The sequence below is a fragment of the Brevundimonas sp. BAL450 genome, assembly GCF_015767455.1.
Classification (GTDB): Bacteria; Pseudomonadota; Alphaproteobacteria; order Caulobacterales; family Caulobacteraceae; genus Brevundimonas; species Brevundimonas abyssalis.
Genome location: NZ_JADWOW010000026.1, coordinates 1 through 16615, shown reverse-complemented (window position 1 = coordinate 16615; position 16615 = coordinate 1). Strand labels below are relative to the sequence as shown.

At 69.0% G+C, this 16615-nt stretch carries 16 protein-coding genes; 6 read left to right on the top strand and 10 right to left on the bottom strand.

Annotated features, from left to right (window positions below):
• Positions 1-2 precede the first annotated feature (2 nt).
• Complete coding sequence (gene lepA / locus IWC96_RS00760) at positions 3-1811, bottom strand: translation elongation factor 4 (RefSeq protein ID WP_196838190.1); 1809 nt, start codon at positions 1809-1811, stop codon at positions 3-5.
• Positions 1812-2041: 230 nt separating this feature from the next.
• Between lepA and IWC96_RS00755 the strand changes: the two genes are divergently transcribed.
• The 5 genes from IWC96_RS00755 (at position 2042) to IWC96_RS00735 (ending at position 8756) form a co-directional block, all read left to right on the top strand.
• Positions 2042-3214, top strand: coding sequence for an efflux RND transporter periplasmic adaptor subunit (locus IWC96_RS00755; RefSeq protein ID WP_262422547.1), 1173 nt, complete (start codon positions 2042-2044; stop codon positions 3212-3214).
• A gap of 9 nt (positions 3215-3223) precedes the next feature.
• Entirely contained in the window at positions 3224-6310 is a 3087-nt protein-coding gene (locus IWC96_RS00750; RefSeq protein WP_196838189.1) for an efflux RND transporter permease subunit, read from the top strand.
• Between the two features lie 308 nt (positions 6311-6618).
• On the top strand, positions 6619-7155 hold the full coding sequence (locus IWC96_RS00745; RefSeq protein WP_021698243.1) for an RNA polymerase sigma factor: 537 nt from the start codon (positions 6619-6621) through the stop codon (positions 7153-7155).
• Positions 7155-7529: a DUF6768 family protein gene (locus IWC96_RS00740; RefSeq protein ID WP_021698244.1), complete on the top strand. Its 375-nt coding sequence runs from the start codon at positions 7155-7157 to the stop codon at positions 7527-7529. Before IWC96_RS00745 ends, IWC96_RS00740 begins: the two co-directional genes overlap by 1 nt.
• A 63-nt stretch (positions 7530-7592) precedes the next feature.
• Positions 7593-8756: an aminotransferase class V-fold PLP-dependent enzyme gene (locus tag IWC96_RS00735; protein WP_021698245.1), complete on the top strand. Its 1164-nt coding sequence runs from the start codon at positions 7593-7595 to the stop codon at positions 8754-8756.
• 6 nt (positions 8757-8762) lie between these two features.
• On the opposite strand, the gene IWC96_RS00730 is transcribed toward IWC96_RS00735, so the two are convergent.
• The 9 genes from IWC96_RS00730 to hppD form a co-directional block, all read right to left on the bottom strand.
• Positions 8763-9659 (bottom strand): hypothetical protein, encoded by an 897-nt coding sequence (locus IWC96_RS00730; RefSeq protein ID WP_196838188.1) that lies wholly within the window; start codon positions 9657-9659, stop codon positions 8763-8765.
• A 148-nt stretch (positions 9660-9807) separates the two neighbouring features.
• The gene (locus IWC96_RS00725) at positions 9808-10581 is read right to left on the bottom strand and encodes a hypothetical protein (protein WP_148291534.1); all 774 of its coding nucleotides are present in this window, start codon (positions 10579-10581) and stop codon (positions 9808-9810) included.
• Positions 10578-11585, bottom strand: coding sequence for a fumarylacetoacetate hydrolase family protein (locus tag IWC96_RS00720; RefSeq protein ID WP_021698246.1), 1008 nt, complete (start codon positions 11583-11585; stop codon positions 10578-10580). Before IWC96_RS00720 ends, IWC96_RS00725 begins: the two co-directional genes overlap by 4 nt.
• Before the next feature lie 39 nt (positions 11586-11624).
• The gene (locus tag IWC96_RS00715) at positions 11625-12287 is read right to left on the bottom strand and encodes a hypothetical protein (RefSeq protein WP_196838187.1); all 663 of its coding nucleotides are present in this window, start codon (positions 12285-12287) and stop codon (positions 11625-11627) included.
• Positions 12288-12382: 95 nt separating this feature from the next.
• Entirely contained in the window at positions 12383-12658 is a 276-nt protein-coding gene (locus IWC96_RS00710) for a hypothetical protein (protein WP_021698249.1), read from the bottom strand.
• Positions 12649-13125 (bottom strand): isoprenylcysteine carboxylmethyltransferase family protein, encoded by a 477-nt coding sequence (locus tag IWC96_RS00705; RefSeq protein ID WP_196838186.1) that lies wholly within the window; start codon positions 13123-13125, stop codon positions 12649-12651. The genes IWC96_RS00710 and IWC96_RS00705 overlap by 10 nt, the downstream gene beginning before the upstream one ends.
• A 163-nt stretch (positions 13126-13288) precedes the next feature.
• Entirely contained in the window at positions 13289-14353 is a 1065-nt protein-coding gene (locus IWC96_RS00700; protein WP_021698251.1) for an isoaspartyl peptidase/L-asparaginase family protein, read from the bottom strand.
• 178 nt (positions 14354-14531) lie between these two features.
• Entirely contained in the window at positions 14532-14714 is a 183-nt protein-coding gene (locus tag IWC96_RS00695) for a hypothetical protein (RefSeq protein ID WP_196838185.1), read from the bottom strand.
• A gap of 13 nt (positions 14715-14727) precedes the next feature.
• The gene (hppD, locus tag IWC96_RS00690; protein ID WP_196838184.1) at positions 14728-15831 is read right to left on the bottom strand and encodes a 4-hydroxyphenylpyruvate dioxygenase; all 1104 of its coding nucleotides are present in this window, start codon (positions 15829-15831) and stop codon (positions 14728-14730) included.
• 136 nt (positions 15832-15967) lie between these two features.
• Here hppD and IWC96_RS00685 point away from each other — a divergent pair.
• Positions 15968-16615, top strand: a 648-nt coding sequence (locus IWC96_RS00685; protein WP_231378739.1) for an exopolysaccharide biosynthesis protein, incomplete at its 3' end; no start/stop codon positions are given.

Here is a 16615-nt window from a genome sequence, read left to right as displayed (position 1 = left end):
CATCAATCATCGTCCATCTTCAGCGCGGCGATGAACGCCTCCTGCGGGATCTCCACCTTGCCGAACTGGCGCATGCGCTTCTTGCCGGCCTTCTGCTTCTCCAGCAGCTTCTTCTTCCGCGTGGCGTCGCCGCCGTAGCACTTTGAGGTCACGTCCTTGCGCAGGGCGCGGACGGTCTCGCGGGCGATGATCTTGCCGCCGATGGCCGCCTGGATGGGGATGACGAACATGTGGGGCGGGATCAGCTCCTTCATCTTCTCCACCATGCCGCGGCCGCGCGTCTCGGCGCGGTTGCGGTGGACCAGCATGGACAGGGCGTCCACCGGCTCGGCGTTGACCAGGATGTTCATCTTGACCAGATCGCCGGGCTTGTAGCCCGACAGCTCGTAATCGAAGGAGGCATAGCCCTTGGAGATGGATTTCAGCCGGTCGTAGAAGTCGAACACCACCTCGTTCAGGGGCAGCTCATAGACCACCAGGGCGCGGCTGCCGACGTAGCTGAGCTCCACCTGGCTGCCGCGGCGGTCCTGACACAGCTTGATGACCCCGCCCAGATACTCGTCCGGGGTCAGGATGGTGGCCTTGATCCAGGGTTCGCTGATCTCGAGGATCTGCATCACGTCGGGCAGGTCGGCGGGGTTGTGCAGGTCGATCTCGGACCCGTCGCGCATGGCGATCTTGTAGACCACGCTGGGGGCGGTCGCGATCAGGTCGAGATTGAACTCGCGGCTCAGGCGCTCCTGGATGATCTCCAGATGCAGCAGGCCGAGGAAGCCGCAGCGGAAGCCGAAACCGAGGGCGGCGCTGGACTCCATCTCGTAGGTGAAGCTGGCGTCGTTCAGGCGCAGGCGGCCGATGGCGGCGCGCAGGTCCTCGAAATCGGCGGCGTCCACGGGGAACAGGCCGCAGAACACCACCGACTGGACTTCCTTGAAGCCCTTGAGCGGGGCGGCGGTGGGGCGCTTCTCGTCGGTGATGGTGTCGCCGACGGCGGCGTGGGCCACTTCCTTGATCTGGGCGGTGATGAAGCCGACCTCGCCGGGGCCCAGCTGGTCCACCGGGGTGTTCTTGGGCAGGAAGACGCCGACCCGGTCCACCAGATGGGTCGAGCCGTTCTGCATGAAGGTGACGCGCTGGCCGGCGCGCAGGTGGCCGTCGAACACGCGCACCAGCAGGATGACGCCCAGATAGGGGTCGTACCAGGCGTCCACCAGCATGGCCTTGAGCGGGGCGTCCGGGTCGCCCTTGGGCGGGGGCAGGCGGGTGACGATGGCCTCCAGCACGTCCTCGATGCCGATGCCGGACTTGGCCGAGCACAGCACGGCGTCGGAGGCGTCGATGCCGATGACGTCCTCGATCTGTTCGCGCACGCGCTCGGGCTCGGCGGCGGGCAGGTCGATCTTGTTGAGGACCGGGACGATCTCGTGGTTGTTGTCGATGGCCTGATAGACATTGGCCAGGGTCTGGGCCTCCACGCCCTGCGACGCGTCCACCACGAGGATCGAGCCCTCGCAGGCGGCCAGCGAGCGCGACACCTCATAGGCGAAGTCCACGTGCCCCGGGGTGTCCATCAGGTTCAGCACATAGTCCAGCCCGTCCTTGGCCTTGTAGGTCAGGCGCACGGTCTGGGCCTTGATGGTGATGCCCCGTTCCTGCTCGATCTCCATGTTGTCGAGCACCTGCTCGCGCATCTCGCGCACGGTCAGGCCGCCGGTCAGCTGGATCAGCCGGTCCGACAGCGTCGACTTCCCATGGTCAATGTGCGCAACGATGCTGAAGTTGCGAATGCGTTCGATCGGCGTCTGGCTCATGACCGCGCCGGTATCACGCCGCCGGGGGACCGCCAAGCGCGGTGCGGGGACGCCCTGTCGCACGGGGCCGGAAACCGCCTGCAAATTAAGATGTCGTAATACACCCTAAGATCGTTTGAGGGCGCCGGCCAAACCGTCTAATCAGCCGGTCTGTCGGTGTCGTGTGGACGCTGGCCTTTGCGCGCCCGCCTCCCCCTTGTGGCCGCGCGCCCAGATGAAGGAATCATGGCGTGGCGCAGACGACCGCGGCCGGAACCGGCGATCGCCTCAAGACAACCCTGCGCGGCGGAGCGGCCGTTCTCGGCGCCTGCGCCCTGCTGGCCCTGGCCGCGTGCAGCGGACACGGCGGCGACGATGCGGCCGAGGGCGAAGGCGCCGGCGGCGCCTCGTCCCAGACCGTGACCGTGGCCGTGGCCACGACCCAGGATCTGGCGCGCACCATCACCGCCTCGGGCACCGTCAACGCCTGGGAGGAGGTGCCGGTGGGCGCCGAGGCCGGCGGCCTGACCGCCACAGCCGTCTATGTGGATGAGGGCGAGTATGTGCGTCAGGGCCAGGCCTTGGTGCAGTTGAACAACGACCTGTTGCGCGCCCAGCTGGCCCAGCAGGAGGCGGCGGTGTCGTCGGCCGAGGCCAACGCCGAACGCGAGAGCGCCGAGCTGGGCCGCGCCCGCGAACTGCGCGAGCGGGGCTTCCTGGCCCAGGCGTCGCTGGATCTGGCGATTTCAGAACAGCGCGCGGCCGACGCCCAGCTGGCCTCGGCCCGGGCGTCCCTGTCCGAGACCCGGACGCGCCTGAACCAGAGCACCATCCGCGCGCCCGTTTCCGGCCTCGTGATCAGCCGCAGCGTCACGCGCGGCCAGATCGTCCCGGCCGGGACCGAGCTGTTCCGCATCGTCCGCGACGGCCGGCTGGAGCTGGACGCCCGGGTGCCGGAGACGGAGCTGGGCCTGATCCGCGCGGGGCAGAGCGCGACGGTGAACTCCGACGGAGTGGGCTCGGCCACCGGCCGCGTCCGCATCGTGACGCCCGAAGTGGACTCCCAGACCCGCCTGGGCGTGGCGCGCATCGCCCTGACCGGCAACAGCGGCCTGCGCCCCGGCATGTTCGCCCGCGCCGACATCGATGTGGGCGCCAGCCCGACGGTGACCGTGCCGACCCCGGCCATCCTGTACCGCGAGAACCGCGCCGGGGTGTACGTGGTCGGAAACGAGAACCGCGTCACTTTCCAGCCGGTGGAGATCCTGGCCCGGACCGACGAGCGCAGCTCTGTCGACGGCTTGCCCGAAGGCGCCCGCGTGGTGGTTCAGGGCGCCGGTTTCCTGGGCGAAGGGGACCGCGTGACGGTGGCCCAGCCGGCGCGGGCCGCGGCGCCCGCCGCCACCGCGCCTGCGGCTGAATAGGGCCGCGCCATGAACCAGATCTCCTCCTGGTCGATCAAGAACCCGATCCCGGTCATCCTGCTGTTCATCATCCTGACGCTGGCGGGGACGATCAGCTTCACCGGGATGCGGATCAACAATAACCCGGACATCGACTTCCCGTTGGTGCAAGTCAGCGCGGGACGTCCCGGCGCGGCCCCGGCCGAGATGGAGGTCCAGGTCACGCGCCTGATCGAGGATTCGATCACCTCCCTGTCCGGCGTGCGCCGCATCTACTCAAATGTGGGCGACGGCTATTCGTCCACCACCATCGAATTCGAGCTGGGCACCGACACCGAGCGCGCCACCAACGACGTGCGCAACGCCATGTCCGGTCTGCGCGCCGACCTGCCGCAGGACATGCAGGAGCCGTCGGTCCAGCGCATCGACATCACCGGCGACGCCCTGATCACCTATGTGGTCCGCTCGCCGACAATGAGCCCGGAAGAGCTCAGCTGGTACGTGGACAACACGGTCAGCCGCGAACTGCTGGCCGTGTCCGGCGTGGGCGAGGTCAATCGTCAGGGTGGCGTGGACCGGGAGATCCGGGTCCAACTGGACCCCGACCGACTGGCCTCCTACGGCGTGACGGCCGCCTCGGTCAGCCAGGCCCTCAGCAGCGTCAACTCCGACCTGCCCGGCGGGCGCATCACCGTGGCGGGCTCCGAGCGCGCCATCCGCACCCTGGGCTCGGCCGGCTCGGTCGAGGCGCTGGGCGAGACACTGATCCCGCTGTCGGGCGGCGGCACCGTGCGCCTGCGCGACCTGGGTTCGGTCGAGGACAGCTGGACCGAACCGCGCCGCATGGCCCGTTTCAACGGCCAGGAGGTGGTGACCTTCAACTTCCTGCGCTCGCGTGACGCGTCTGAGGTCCGGACGGCCGAACGGGTGCGTGAGGCGGTGGCCCGGCTGGACGAACAGAATGACGACGTCTCGATCGAGCAGATCAGCGCCAACGTCGAATACATCGAGGAAAGCTATCTGGCCTCCATCGAGGCGCTGCTGCTGGGCGCGGCCCTGGCCGTGGCCGTGGTGTTCGTGTTCCTGCGGGACTGGCGCGCCACTCTGATCGCGGCGACGGCCATGCCCATGTCGATCATCCCGACCATGTTCATCCTGGACCTGACAGGACAGTCGCTGAACGGGGTCACCCTGCTGGCCCTGTCGCTGACCATCGGCATCCTGGTGGACGACGCCATCGTGGAGATCGAGAACATCGTCCGCCACATGCGCGGCGGCAAGAAACCCTATGACGCGGCCATGGAGGCCGCCGACGAGATCGGTCTGGCCGTCGTGGCCACCACCGCCACCATCATCGCCGTGTTCGCCCCCACCGGCTTCATGCCCGGCATCGTGGGCCAGTTCTTCAAGGCCTTCGCCATTGCCTCCTGTGTCTCGGTGGCCTTCTCGCTGCTGGTGGCGCGGACCCTGACGCCGCTGATGGCCGCCTACATGCTCAAGCGCGACGAGAAGCATGAGGACAAGGATCCGTTCTGGATGCACCGCTACATCCAGGCCCTCTCGTGGGTGATGGGCAATCGGTGGAAGGTGTTCGTCATCGGCACCCTGCTGTTCGTGGGGTCCGTTCCCCTGGCCGGCGCCCTGCCGTTCGAATTCCAGCCGGCGGGCGACCGCTCGCGCGCCTCGTTCTCGGCCGAGCTGCCGCCCGGCTCCACGCTGCTGCAGACGGATGCGGTGGTCCAGCGCATGGCAAGCGACCTGCGTGAACGGCCAGAGGTCCTTTCGGTCTACGCCTCCATCGGCGGTTCGGAGCCACGCCAAGCCTACGTTTACGCCGACATCGTCCAGCCGGGCCAGCGGACCATGACGCAGCAGGAATTCGCCCGCGAAATGGTGGATCAGTGGGACTCCATTCCGGGCACCCGCATCGGCGCCGGCATCGCCCAGCAGGGCGGCGGGCCCAGCGACGGCACCAGCTACACCTTCTCCATCCTCAGCGACGACGGCGAGGCTCTGGAAGCCGCCGCCCGCCAGATCGAGGCGGAGATGCGCGGCGTGCCGGGCCTGGCCAATGTGGTGAACACCGCCGCCATCGCCCGGCCCGAGATCCTGATCACCCCCCGCACCGACCAGGCCGCCATGATGGGGGTCTCCACCGGCGCCATCTCCCAGACCGTTCGCGTGGCCACCCTGGGCGACGTTGAGCAGAACCTGCCCAAATACAATCTGGGCGACCGCCAGATCCCCATCCGCCTGCTGCTCACCGAGGACGCACGGGAGGATCTGTCGGTGCTGGAGACGCTGCAGGTGCCGACCAACACCGGAAGCAGCGTGCCCCTGTCGTCCGTGGCGGACATCCGCTTCGGCGCCGGGCCGTCCCAGATCACGCGACAGGACCGCGCCCGGGTGGCCACCATCACCGCCGAGCTGGACGGCATCCGCTCGGGCGAGGCGGCCCAGGCGGTCAACCAGCTGGAGTCGGTCCAGAACCTGCCGCCCCAGGTGCGCCAGACGCCCGCGGGCGACACCGAGTTCATCCAGGAGATGCTGACCGGCTTCATCATCGCGTTCTCGACCGGCATCCTGCTGATGTACGCGGTGCTGGTGCTGCTGTTCAAAAGCTTCGCCTATCCGATCACCATCATGGCGGCTCTGCCGCTGGCCATCGGCGGCGCCTTCGCGGCCCTGCTGATCTCCGGATCCAGCTTCTCGATCTCGTCGCTGATCGGCATCCTGATGCTGATGGGCATCGCGGCCAAGAACTCGATCCTGCTGGTGGACTACATCATCATCGCCGAGCAGGAGGGCATGAGCCGCTATGACGCCATCATGGATTCGGCGCACAAGCGGGCTCGCCCGATCATCATGACCACCTTCGCCATGGGCGCGGGCATGATGCCGGTGGCCCTGGGCTGGGGCGCGGATGTGGAGTTCCGCTCGCCCATGGCCATCGCCGTGGTCGGCGGACTGATCTCGTCCACCTTCCTGTCGCTGCTGTTCATCCCGGCGATCTTCACCATCGTGGACGACTTCTCGCGCTTCATCCGTCGTCTGCTGGGCAAGAAGCGGGAAGACGAGGTGCCGCGCGGGCAGCAGCAGCCGTTGCCGGCGGAGTGATCCCGCCGCCCGGCTCAATTCCCGGCGCAGACCCGGAAAGACGGACATCGGGGGCCGCCTGATCCCGCTTTTTCCGGGCCCAATACCTTGGCCCGCAAGGGCCGGGCGCGAAAATCGTCGCTTTTCCGCCCCCTCCCTTTCGGCCGGTCTATGATCACCGCTGCGTGGAGGGGGCGGGCCGATTTCAGACTATTCAGACTATTCAGACCCTGTTTTTTCGGCGCCGGAGTCTGAAATCCCGACGGACTCCGTGAACCTTTCTGCGCGCGGGCGCGACTATGGTCGTGAAAGCGCAACGGGGGCCGTCCGTGCCGATATCCGAACTTGATCGCGTCCATGACGAACTGCTGGTGGTTCTGGTCCAGGCCGGCGACCGCCGGGCGGGCGAGCGCCTGGCCGCCCGCTGGCAGCCGCGTCTGCTGCGCGCCGCCCGTCGCATCCTGCGCAGCGAGGACCGCGCCCGCGACGCGGTTCAGGACGCCTGGACCTCGATCTTTCGCGGCGTGGCGCGACTGAACGATCCGGCCGCCTTTCCGGCCTGGGCCTTCGGCATCCTGAACCGCCGCTGCGTCGACCGCATCCGGGGCGACAGCCGCCGCGCCGAGGCGGTCGTGGATGTGGACCAGGTTTCCGCCCCGTCGCCGGCCGAGACCGAGGGCCTGGACCTCGTCCGCGCCCTGGCCGGGCTGGACCATGATCACCGCACGGCCGCGGTCCTGCACCTCTGCGAGGGCCTGACCCTGGCCGAGGTCGCCGCCGCGGTCGGCGTGCCCCTGGGCACCGCCAAGTCCCGCATCTTCCACGCCCGCCGCCGGCTCAAGGCGGCCCTGTCCGGAGACACCTGATGACCCAAGAGACTGACCGCCTGCGCGCCGCCCTCGAGGCGGATGACGAGGCCTTCCTGAACAGCCTGGAGAAGGAGCGCGGCCTGTTCGCCCAGATCGGCGAAACCTTTCGCGGCCCCATGCGGGCCATGACCATCGCCGCCAATGTGGTGGTCCTGATCGCCACGGCGGTCGGCCTGTGGGCCGTGTGGAAGATGTTCGACGCGTCCTCGACCCGCGACCTGATCCTGTGGGCCGCCGCCGCCTGGGCCGCCTGGACCATGCAGATCGGCATCAAGCAATGGATCTGGTCGCGGGTGAACACCCTGTCGATCCTGCGCGAGATGAAACGGATGGAGCTGCGCATGGCCGCCCTGGAGGCGCGCCTGAGGTGAGGCTTGAGCGGGGCCGGGCGGAGCGATAGGGCTAGATTCGTCCTTCCTCCGCGCGAGTCGATCATGAGCTACAAGCCCCTGTTCTCCCGCGCCCTGGGCGCTGACCCCAAGCGGCTGCACTTCGCCGCCCACAGCCACCACCTGTGGCCCGACGCCAGTTTCAACGGCCAGGTGCAGGCCTGGGCCGACGCCAACCGCCACGCCGACCGCAAATGGGAGCTGATCTTCGGCGAGGTGGTGCCGGAGGCGCAGGGCCATGTGGCGCGCGAGCTCAAGCTGCCCTCGCCCGACACCGTGGTGTTCGCCCCCAACACCCACGACTTCCTGGTCCGCATCGTCTCGGCGGTGGAGAAGAAGCCGGTCCGCATCCTGTCCACCGACGGCGAGTTCCATTCCTTCCGCCGCCAGGCGGCGCGCTGGGAGGAGGCCGGCGAGGCGGTGGTGACCCGCGTGCCCATCGCCCCCTTCGACACCTTTCCGGCCCGCTTTCTGGAAGCGGCGCGTGCGGGGGGCCACGACCTGATCCTGGTCAGCCAGGTGTTCTTCCGCACCGGCTGGATGGTCGAGGCGCTGGACGAGCTGGCGGCCCTGGCCGACCCCGCCGGGCCCTGGGTGGTGGTGGACGGCTACCACGGCTTCATGGCCGCCCCCACCAATCTGTCAGCGGTGGCGGACCGGGTCTTCTACGTCACCGGCGGCTACAAATACGCCATGTCCGGAGAGGGCGCGGGCATTCTGCATGCGCCGCCCGGTTTCGGCCCGCGGCCGGTCGTGACCGGCTGGTTCGCCGAGTTCGGGGACCTGCAGGGTCCGCCGGGCGGGGTGGGCTACACCACCGACGCGGGCCGGTTCTGGGGCGCCACCTTCGACTCCACGCCCCTGTACCGCTTCAACGCCGTGCGCCGCATGCTGGACCACGAGGGCCTGACCACGGCGGACGTGGCCGCCCATGCGCGTTCGCTTCAGGCCCAGTTCGCCGAGGCCGCGAGCGCCGGGCGCTGCGGGCGGCTGAAGGAGGCCGAATTGCTCAATCCGGTGCAGGGCCACGCCCGTCGGGCGCGTTTCCTGGCCTTCCGCCACCCGGACGCCCAGGCGTGGAAAGCCCGGCTGCAGGACGTGGATGTGATCACCGACGTGCGCGACGACGTGCTGCGCTTCGGCTTCGGCCTGTATCAGAACGAGAACGACGTGGAGCGCCTCATCGAGGTCTGCCGCCGCGTTCTGTGACGCGGCTCAGAAGAAGGTGGCGTCTTCCTGCTTCTCGGCGCGCGGCGCCTCGCGCGGCGTCGTCGGGCGCGACGGCGTGGGGCGGGAAGGCTCGGCGCGGCTGCCCCCGGGCGCCGGATCGACCGGGGAGCTCATGGGCGGCTCGCCGGGCGTGGGCGCCCCGGACGGCGGGATCTCGGGCAGGTCGCCCACCTCGGGATAGGGCAGGGGCTCGGGCGCGAAGTCGTCCTCGCGCGGCGTCTCGGCCGGTGAGGTCTGGTCAGGCGCGTCCAGGTCGTCGCGGATGAAGGCCCAGGAGCGGGGATCGGAGCAGGCGCAGGCCTTCAGATAGCCCTCGCGGTCCCGCCACAGGATCAGCGGATAGCCGGCCCCCACGCCCTGGCCCCGCAACAGGCCGTTCAGCCGGTCGATGAAGTCACGCCCCGCCTGGACCACGGCGCCCCGGGCCAGATTGCCGTCGGCGCCGGGAATGCCCGCCGCGGTCCAGTTGCGGCTGGGGGTGGCGGTCCAGCGCTCGTAGAGGGTCCAGTCGCGGCTCAGCCAGATCTCGGCCACGGTGGCGCGCTCGGCGGCCGTGGACTGGGCCATCCCCTCACGGTCCGGCCGGGCGAAGACGATGATGCGAGGCTCGACCCCGGCCGCGCGCAGCTTGGGGAACTCCTCGCGCTCGTAGCGCTGGGCCGCGGCGCTGTCGCGCCAGGCCACCATGTAGAGCGGCTCGCCGCCGCCGCCGGGCGAGATCCACGAGGCCTCGTCCAGCAGGCGCTGGATCTCGGCCTGGTCCCGCTGGATCACCACCGGCTGGAACCGGGCGTAGAAGTTCCAGTAGGCCCAGTACCCGCCTCCGGCGAGCCCGAGGCCGATGATCAGCGCCAGGGCGCTCCAGACCAGAAATCGACGCATGGACGGCTCCCCCGATTCAACTGGGCCCTACATAGCGCGGGAATGAGCAAAAATCAGGCCGGACGCGTGATGGAGGATTCGTCACTGCATCCGCCAGTGGATCGGCAAGCGGATGAGCGCTTACCGCACCTGGTGTGGCGCTGTGTCATCACTCCATTCGGAAGTTCGTCGTCCAGCTGATGATCACCGTGGGGACCTCGGTCACTGAACGGTCGACGTTTCTCAGACGTCCGCTCCGTGTCGCGCGAAGGGCGGCTTGGCCAAAGCCGCCATCTGCAGGCCACTCTGTTTCGACCACGCATTCCCGCAACCGACCGTCCGGCTGCGTCAGGCAACTCACCACAGCCACGCCCCGTGTGTAGGTGGGACCCATAGGATACGAGCCACTAGGCTGACGGGCCCATTCAAGGTTTACGGGCAACCCATTCTCGGGGAGATCCTCCAGAAACACGTCGCGCGGGTCGTCCACAGGCTTGCCGCATGCCTCCAACGTCTGGTTCACGGCTGAGGCAGACGCCGGAATCTCAAAGACGTAGCGCAGGTTTTCGCCATTCGGCCCAGCTTCGCTGACAATGATGTCCAGAGTGCCTCCTTCGCGAAGGCGGCGCGCGTAGAACGCGGGCATGTAGCTGAAAGCGGTTTGCGCTTCCTCTCCGACGAACCAGCTTTGTTGACCCCAATCATCATCCTGGAACCGCACCCGCATCTGACGGGTGACGCCCTCCTCGGGAGCGAGGCCGGTCACGAGGAGATGAAAGGATTCGTCCTTGCATCTGGCGAGTACGCCCCGGCCGCCTTCATACGCCACGAAAGCGGCGGTCAGATCCTCGTCAGGATCGACAATGACCTCCCAATCCGATGTGTCCTGCGCGGCGGTCGTCATGGCGACAACAGCCAGAATGGCCGCCAATGCCTTCATCACGCCTGCTCCACCGCCTGTTCGATGGCGCCGAAGAGGGTGTGGCGGCTGTCGTCCAGCATCTCGATGCGGACGGTGTCGCCGTGCTTCAGGAAGGGGGTTTCGGCCTTGCCGCGCAGGATGGTCTCGACCGTGCGGACCTCAGCGATGCAGGAGTAGCCCAGGCCGCCGTCGCTGACGGGCTTGCCGGGACCGCCGTCGGCGTCGCGGTTGGACACGGTGCCCGAGCCGATGATGGAGCCGGCGCCGAGGGTGCGGGTCCTGGCCAGATGGGCGATCAGGGTTCCGAAGTCGAAGGTCATGTCTACCCCGGCGTCAGCCTTGCCGAAGGGCCGGCCGTTCAGGGTGACGGTCAGCTCGCCGTGCAGCTTGCCGTCCTTCCAGCGGTCACCCAGGGCGTCGGGGGTGACGAAGACGGGCGACAGGGCGCTGGCGGGTTTGGACTGGACGAAGCCGAAGCCCTTGGCCAGTTCGCCGGGGATCAGGTTGCGCAGGGACACGTCGTTGACCAGGCCGATCAGGCGGATGTGGCCCAGCGCCTCCTCGCGGGTCACGCCCTGGGGCACGTCGCCGGTCACGACCACGATCTCGGCCTCCAGGTCGCAGCCCCAGGCTTCGTCCTTCAGCGGGATGGGGTCGCGGGCGCCGAGCATGGAGTCCGAGCCGCCCTGATACATGAGGGGGTCGGTCCAGAAGCTGTCGGGCATCTCGGCGCCGCGCGCCTGACGCACCAGCGCCACGTGGTTCACATAGGCCGAGCCGTCGGCCCACTGATAGGCGCGAGGCAGGGGCGCGGCGGCGTCGCGCTCGTGGAACCGGCCGCGGGGCACGGCTTCGTGCTCGAGGCTTTCTGCCAGGGCGCGCAATTGCGGTTCACAGCGGTCCCAGTCGTCCAGCGCCGCCTGCAGCGTCGGGGCGATCAGGAAGGCGTCGGTGAACCAGTTCAGGTCGTTGGAGACGACCACGAGGCGGCCGTCACGGCCGTGCTTGAGCGATGCGAGTTTCATGCCTCAGGCTTAAAGCCCGCGCGGCCCGATGGGAAGGCGTCAGGACAGGTTCGCCCGGGCGCGGCGCAGCTCCCGCATCCGAGCCTCCTTGTCGCGCCAGTGGTCGGCGAAGGCGTGGATGGCCGCGCGCAGGCGCTCGATCTCGGCGCGGCGGTCCGGGGCGTGGCTCTCCTTCGATGGGGCGCAGGCGTCGGGCTTGTCGCCGTGGCCGGTCTCGTAGCCCTTGCCCGCTTCGCCGCCGCCCGCGTGGACCACGAGCTTGCCGGTGTTGACCACGACGAGCTCGGAGGCGCGTGCGGGCGCGGCGCGGCCATGCTCGGCGCCGGGATGGGGCTCATGCTTGTCCGGCCTGGGGTCCAGCACGTCGCGGATCGTCGCGCACGGGCCGGTGACGCCGTCGGCCAGGGCCAGGACGCCGCCGAGGCGCCGGTCGATGACAGTCAGGAGGCCGCGCGCCCTGGCGTGGACCTCGTCGCGCGAGGCCTTCAGGGCCGTCTCGGCCGCCTTGCGCACCTCGTTGTAGAGGGCGTCGCAGGGGTCTTTGGGCTTCGGCCCCATCTGCTCGCGGGCGTACCAGCCGCACAGGAGCGCGAGCAGAAGCAGGAGCAGGAACAGGAGCAGGATCACCGGCGGGACGCTGAGGAACAGGTCCGAGTCGGCGGGGTAGGCGGCGGCCGGGGTGTCGAACTCCGATGGATACATGGCGCGCCTCCCCTGATCTTCTGCGCGCCGCCATCTTGGCCCAGCGGCGCCGTGTGGCAATGGAAAAGGTTAACGGAGGTCGTCGAACGAAGGTCTCAGGGCTCCGATGCGTCCTTCGTCAGGGTCGCGCCGGCCTCGGCGCCCTCGCCGGCGCCGGGGTCGCGCACCTCCACCTCGACGCGCACGGCGCCGGGCGGGTCATGGGCCCAGATGTAGCGGCGCTCGATCTCCACCTCGCGGCCCGAGGGGGCGAAGCCGGTGAAGCTGTCGCCCCAGGGGGTGATGCGGGTCAGTTCGGGCCAGGACAGGCCGCAGGCGGCGTCCAGCTCCTCGATGGCCATGGCCGAGAGCTCGTCGTCATTCACAGCCATCGGCGCACCCTGGCCTTGTAGGCGCGGTAGGGCTCGCCGAACTTGCGTTCCAGATAAGCCTCCTCGCGGACGATGACGAAGCGGTCGATGACGATCAGGCAGGGCAGGATCATGGCCGCGGCCAGCGGGCTGTCGAGGCCGATGGCCAGTCCGGCGTAGATGATGGTGAAGCCCACATAGATCGGGTTGCGACTCAGGGCGTAGATGCCGTTCGTGACCAGCGCCGTGGAGGGCTTCCACGGCTCCACCGCCGTGCGTGCGCGCCGGAACAGGCCCGCCGCCCAGCCCTCGACGACCAGGCCCGTGACGATCAGCACAAGGGCGGCGCCGCGCCGCCACAGGTCGGGCAGGCCCAGGGAGGGCTCGCCGATCAGATTGCCCAGGGTCCAGCCGCCCGCCAGGAAGGCCAGGAAGATGATGGGCGGCGGGGCGATGACGCCGGGGATGTCGCGGGGTTCGGAGGTCATGGCGTCAGGATATCGCTCGGCTCGCGTTGGAGGAAGTTTCAGACCCGGGGCGCGAAAAACAGGGTCCGAATTGTACGAATTGTCCGAAATCGCTGTCTTGCTCCTGACGCGCCCCGGCCATTGTAAGGCGCCGGGAAGGAGCGGGATCAAATAAATCCGGAATTCAGTCCTCGTCGCCGTAGATGGCCACGCGGGCTTCGCTGTCGGAGGCAACCGCGCCCCGGTACATGCCCGAGGTATTGAGGCTGAAGACCACGTTCCCCTCGACGTCCAGGGCGATGACGCCGCCGTCGCCGCCCAGTTCGCCCACCTGCCGGATCTCCGCGTCGGCGGCGGACTGGATGTCGCCGCTGATGGCGGTTCTCAGGCAGATGTCCCGCGCGACCGTGGCGCGGATGAAATATTCGCCCGAGCCGGTGGCCGAGACGGCGCAGCCGTCGATGTTGGAGGCGTAGGTGCCCGCGCCGATCACCGGCACGTCGCCGACCCGGCCCCAGCGCTTGGCGGTCATGCCGCCGGTGGAGGTGGCCGCCGCCAGCCGCCCTTCGGAATCCAGCGCCACGGCGCCGACGGTGCCGAATTTGCGCTCGTTCAGGGGCGGGGCGGGCAGGTCGGCCTGCGCCCCGGCGGAGGGCGCGCCTGCGGGGCGCTCGGGGACCGGCAGACCCTGCGCCTCAAGGGCGTTGACCAGCCCGCGCCAGCGGCGCTCGGTGAAGAACCAGGACGGGTCCGCCTGCTCCAGATCCTGTTCGACGGCGAAGGCGTCGGCGCCCTGGCCGATCAGCATGACGTGGGGGGACCGCTCCATGACGGCGCGGGCCAGGGCGATGGGATGGCGGGTGCGGGTGACGCCCGCCACGGCGCCGAGGTTCAGGTCGGTCCCGTCCATGATGGCCGCGTCCAGTTCATTGGCCCCGGCGGCGGTGAAGACCGCGCCGCGCCCGGCGTTGAACAGGGGATCGTCCTCCATCAGCTGGACCGCCGCCTGCACCGCGTCGAGAGCCGAGCCGCCGTTGCGGAGCACCGCCGCGCCCGCCTCCAGCGCCGTGGACAGAGCCGCGCGATAGGCGGCGTCCTGTTCGGGGCTGAGATCGGCGCGCTCGATGACGCCCGCGCCGCCGTGGATGGCCAGGGACCAGCGGGGCTCCGCGTCCTGGGCCTGGGCCGCGCCCGCGCACAGGGTGAGGCTGATGATCGTGGCCGCTGCGGCCAGGGCGGTGTTTTTCATAGGAAGGCGTCCCTCATGGCTCCCCGCCGTCATCACCCGGCTTGTCCCGGTGATCCATACGCTCCGACCTTGCGAGGTGATCAGTGGCGACCTGAACACCCCGCCTTCGCCATGTCAAAGCGCGCGTATGGATGACCCGGGCGAGCCCGGCCATGATGATTGTGATGTCAGGAATCCGTCAGTGCCGCCCCGAGCGCCAGCGCCAGACGCGGCCGATGAGCCAGGGAAGGAAACCGACGACGAGCCCGATCAGCACCAGCTCCCAGTAGCCGGCGCGGGGCAGAAGGGCGTAGGCGGCCAGAACGGCCAGGCCCGCCAGCGGCGGGCCCAGCCAGGGCAGCCATCGGGGCGGCGTCCTCACCGCCGGGCCTCGATCAGGCGTCCACCTTGATGACGCCGCGCCGGATCTGGTCCAGCTCGATGGAGTCGAACAGGGCCTGGAAATTGCCCTCGCCGAACGCCTGGTTGCCCTTGCGCTGGATGATCTCGAAGAAGATCGGGCCGAAGGTGTCCTGGGTGAAGATCTGCAGCAGGATGCCGTCCTCGTCCGAGCCGTCGATCAGGATGCGGTTCTCGCGCATGCGAGCCACGTCCTCGCCGTGGTTGGGCAGGCGTTTGTCGATCAGATCGAAATAGGTCTCGATCGTATCCTGGAAGGGGATGCCGCGACGCTTCATCTCCTCGACGGTCTCGAAGATGTTGTCGGTGGCCAGGGCGATGTGCTGGATGCCCTCGCCGTTGTAGCGCTTCAGGAATTCCTCGATCTGGGAGTTGTCGTCCTGGCTCTCGTTCAGGGGGATGCGGATGGCGCGGTCCGGCGCGATCATGGCCTGGGACAGCAGGCCGGTCGCCTTGCCCTTGATGTTGAAATATTTCTGCTCCTCGAAGGCGAAGACGTCGCCGTAGAAGCCCGACCAGGTGCGCATCTGGCCGCGGCGCACATTGTGGGTCAGGTGGTCGAGGCTGAACAGGCCGACGGCGTTCTTGCGCTCGGCCTCCTGCCAGCCCTCGATCTCGGTCCAGCCGTCGTAGAGGGAGCCGGCCTCGCCGTATTTGTCGACGAGGTAGAGCAGCGAGCCGCCGATGCCTTGCAGCACATAGGGGTAGCCGTCGCCCAGCGCGCCGCCCTCGTGGCCCTCAGCCGCCTTGGCGCCGCGCGAAACGGCGCCGTCGAAAGCGGCTTTCGCATCGGCCACGCGGAAGGCCATGCCGTTGGCCGAGGGGCCGTGGTCGTCGGCGAACGCCCTGGCCTGCCCCTTGGGCGAGCGGTGGACGATCATGTTGATGTCGCCCTGCTTCAGACGCACGGCGTCGGTCCGGGGATGCACATGGGACTGGGTGAAGCCCATCAGCTCCAGCCGCGCGATCATGGCCTTGGGCTCCGGGCCGGTAAACTCGACGAATTCGAAGCCGTCCACGCCTAGCGGATTCTCGGCGTCCAGAGCCTTGGCGGCGGCGGTCTGAGGGGCGTCGTGCATGGGGGGTCTCCCTGAGTCTTGTACGTCCCGGGCGCGTTCGCCCCGGGGATTTGGCCCGGAACCTAGGCGTCGAAGCGACGCGGGACAAGAACGGGCGCCATATGGAAACCTTTGTCAGGCAGGATCGCTCCCGCTCATGACCCAGGTTCACGCAGACATGACCGACGCCGCAAGCGCGGGCGACCACTCCGGCAATGGGGGACGGCATCAGGACGACGCTCGCCGCGGCGCCATCGACATGATCGTCCACCTGGCCCGCGAAGGCGCGGCGGAGGGCCTGACCCTGCGCGACATCCGCGACCATCTGGATGAGCGCGGCTTCGGCCTGATGATGCTGATCCTGTCGATCCCGTGCCTGGTGCCGGCGCTGTACGGCGTGCCGCAGGTGCTGGGTGTTCCCATGCTGCTGCTGGCCGGGCAGATGCTGGTGGGGCGTCAGGAGCCGTGGCTGCCCGCGACGGTGCTGGACCGGCGCGTGCCCGCGTCCTGGCTGAAGCGCATGGCCGATTTCGCCGACAACCGCCTGCGCTGGACCGAACGGCTGTCGCGGGCGCGGCTCCGGGTCTTCGCCGCCGGCCCGGCCGAGCAGGTGGCGGCCTTCTTCATGATCGTGGCGATCCTGACCATCGTCCTGCCCATGACCAACACCGTGCCCTCGGTGGGACTGGCGCTGATGGCGGCGGGCCTGATCCAGCGGGACGGCCTGTTCGTGCTGGTCGGGATGGGGGTGGCGGCGGGCTGGGCCCTGTTCCTGGGTCTGGTGGTGGCGGGGGTGGTGCTGGGG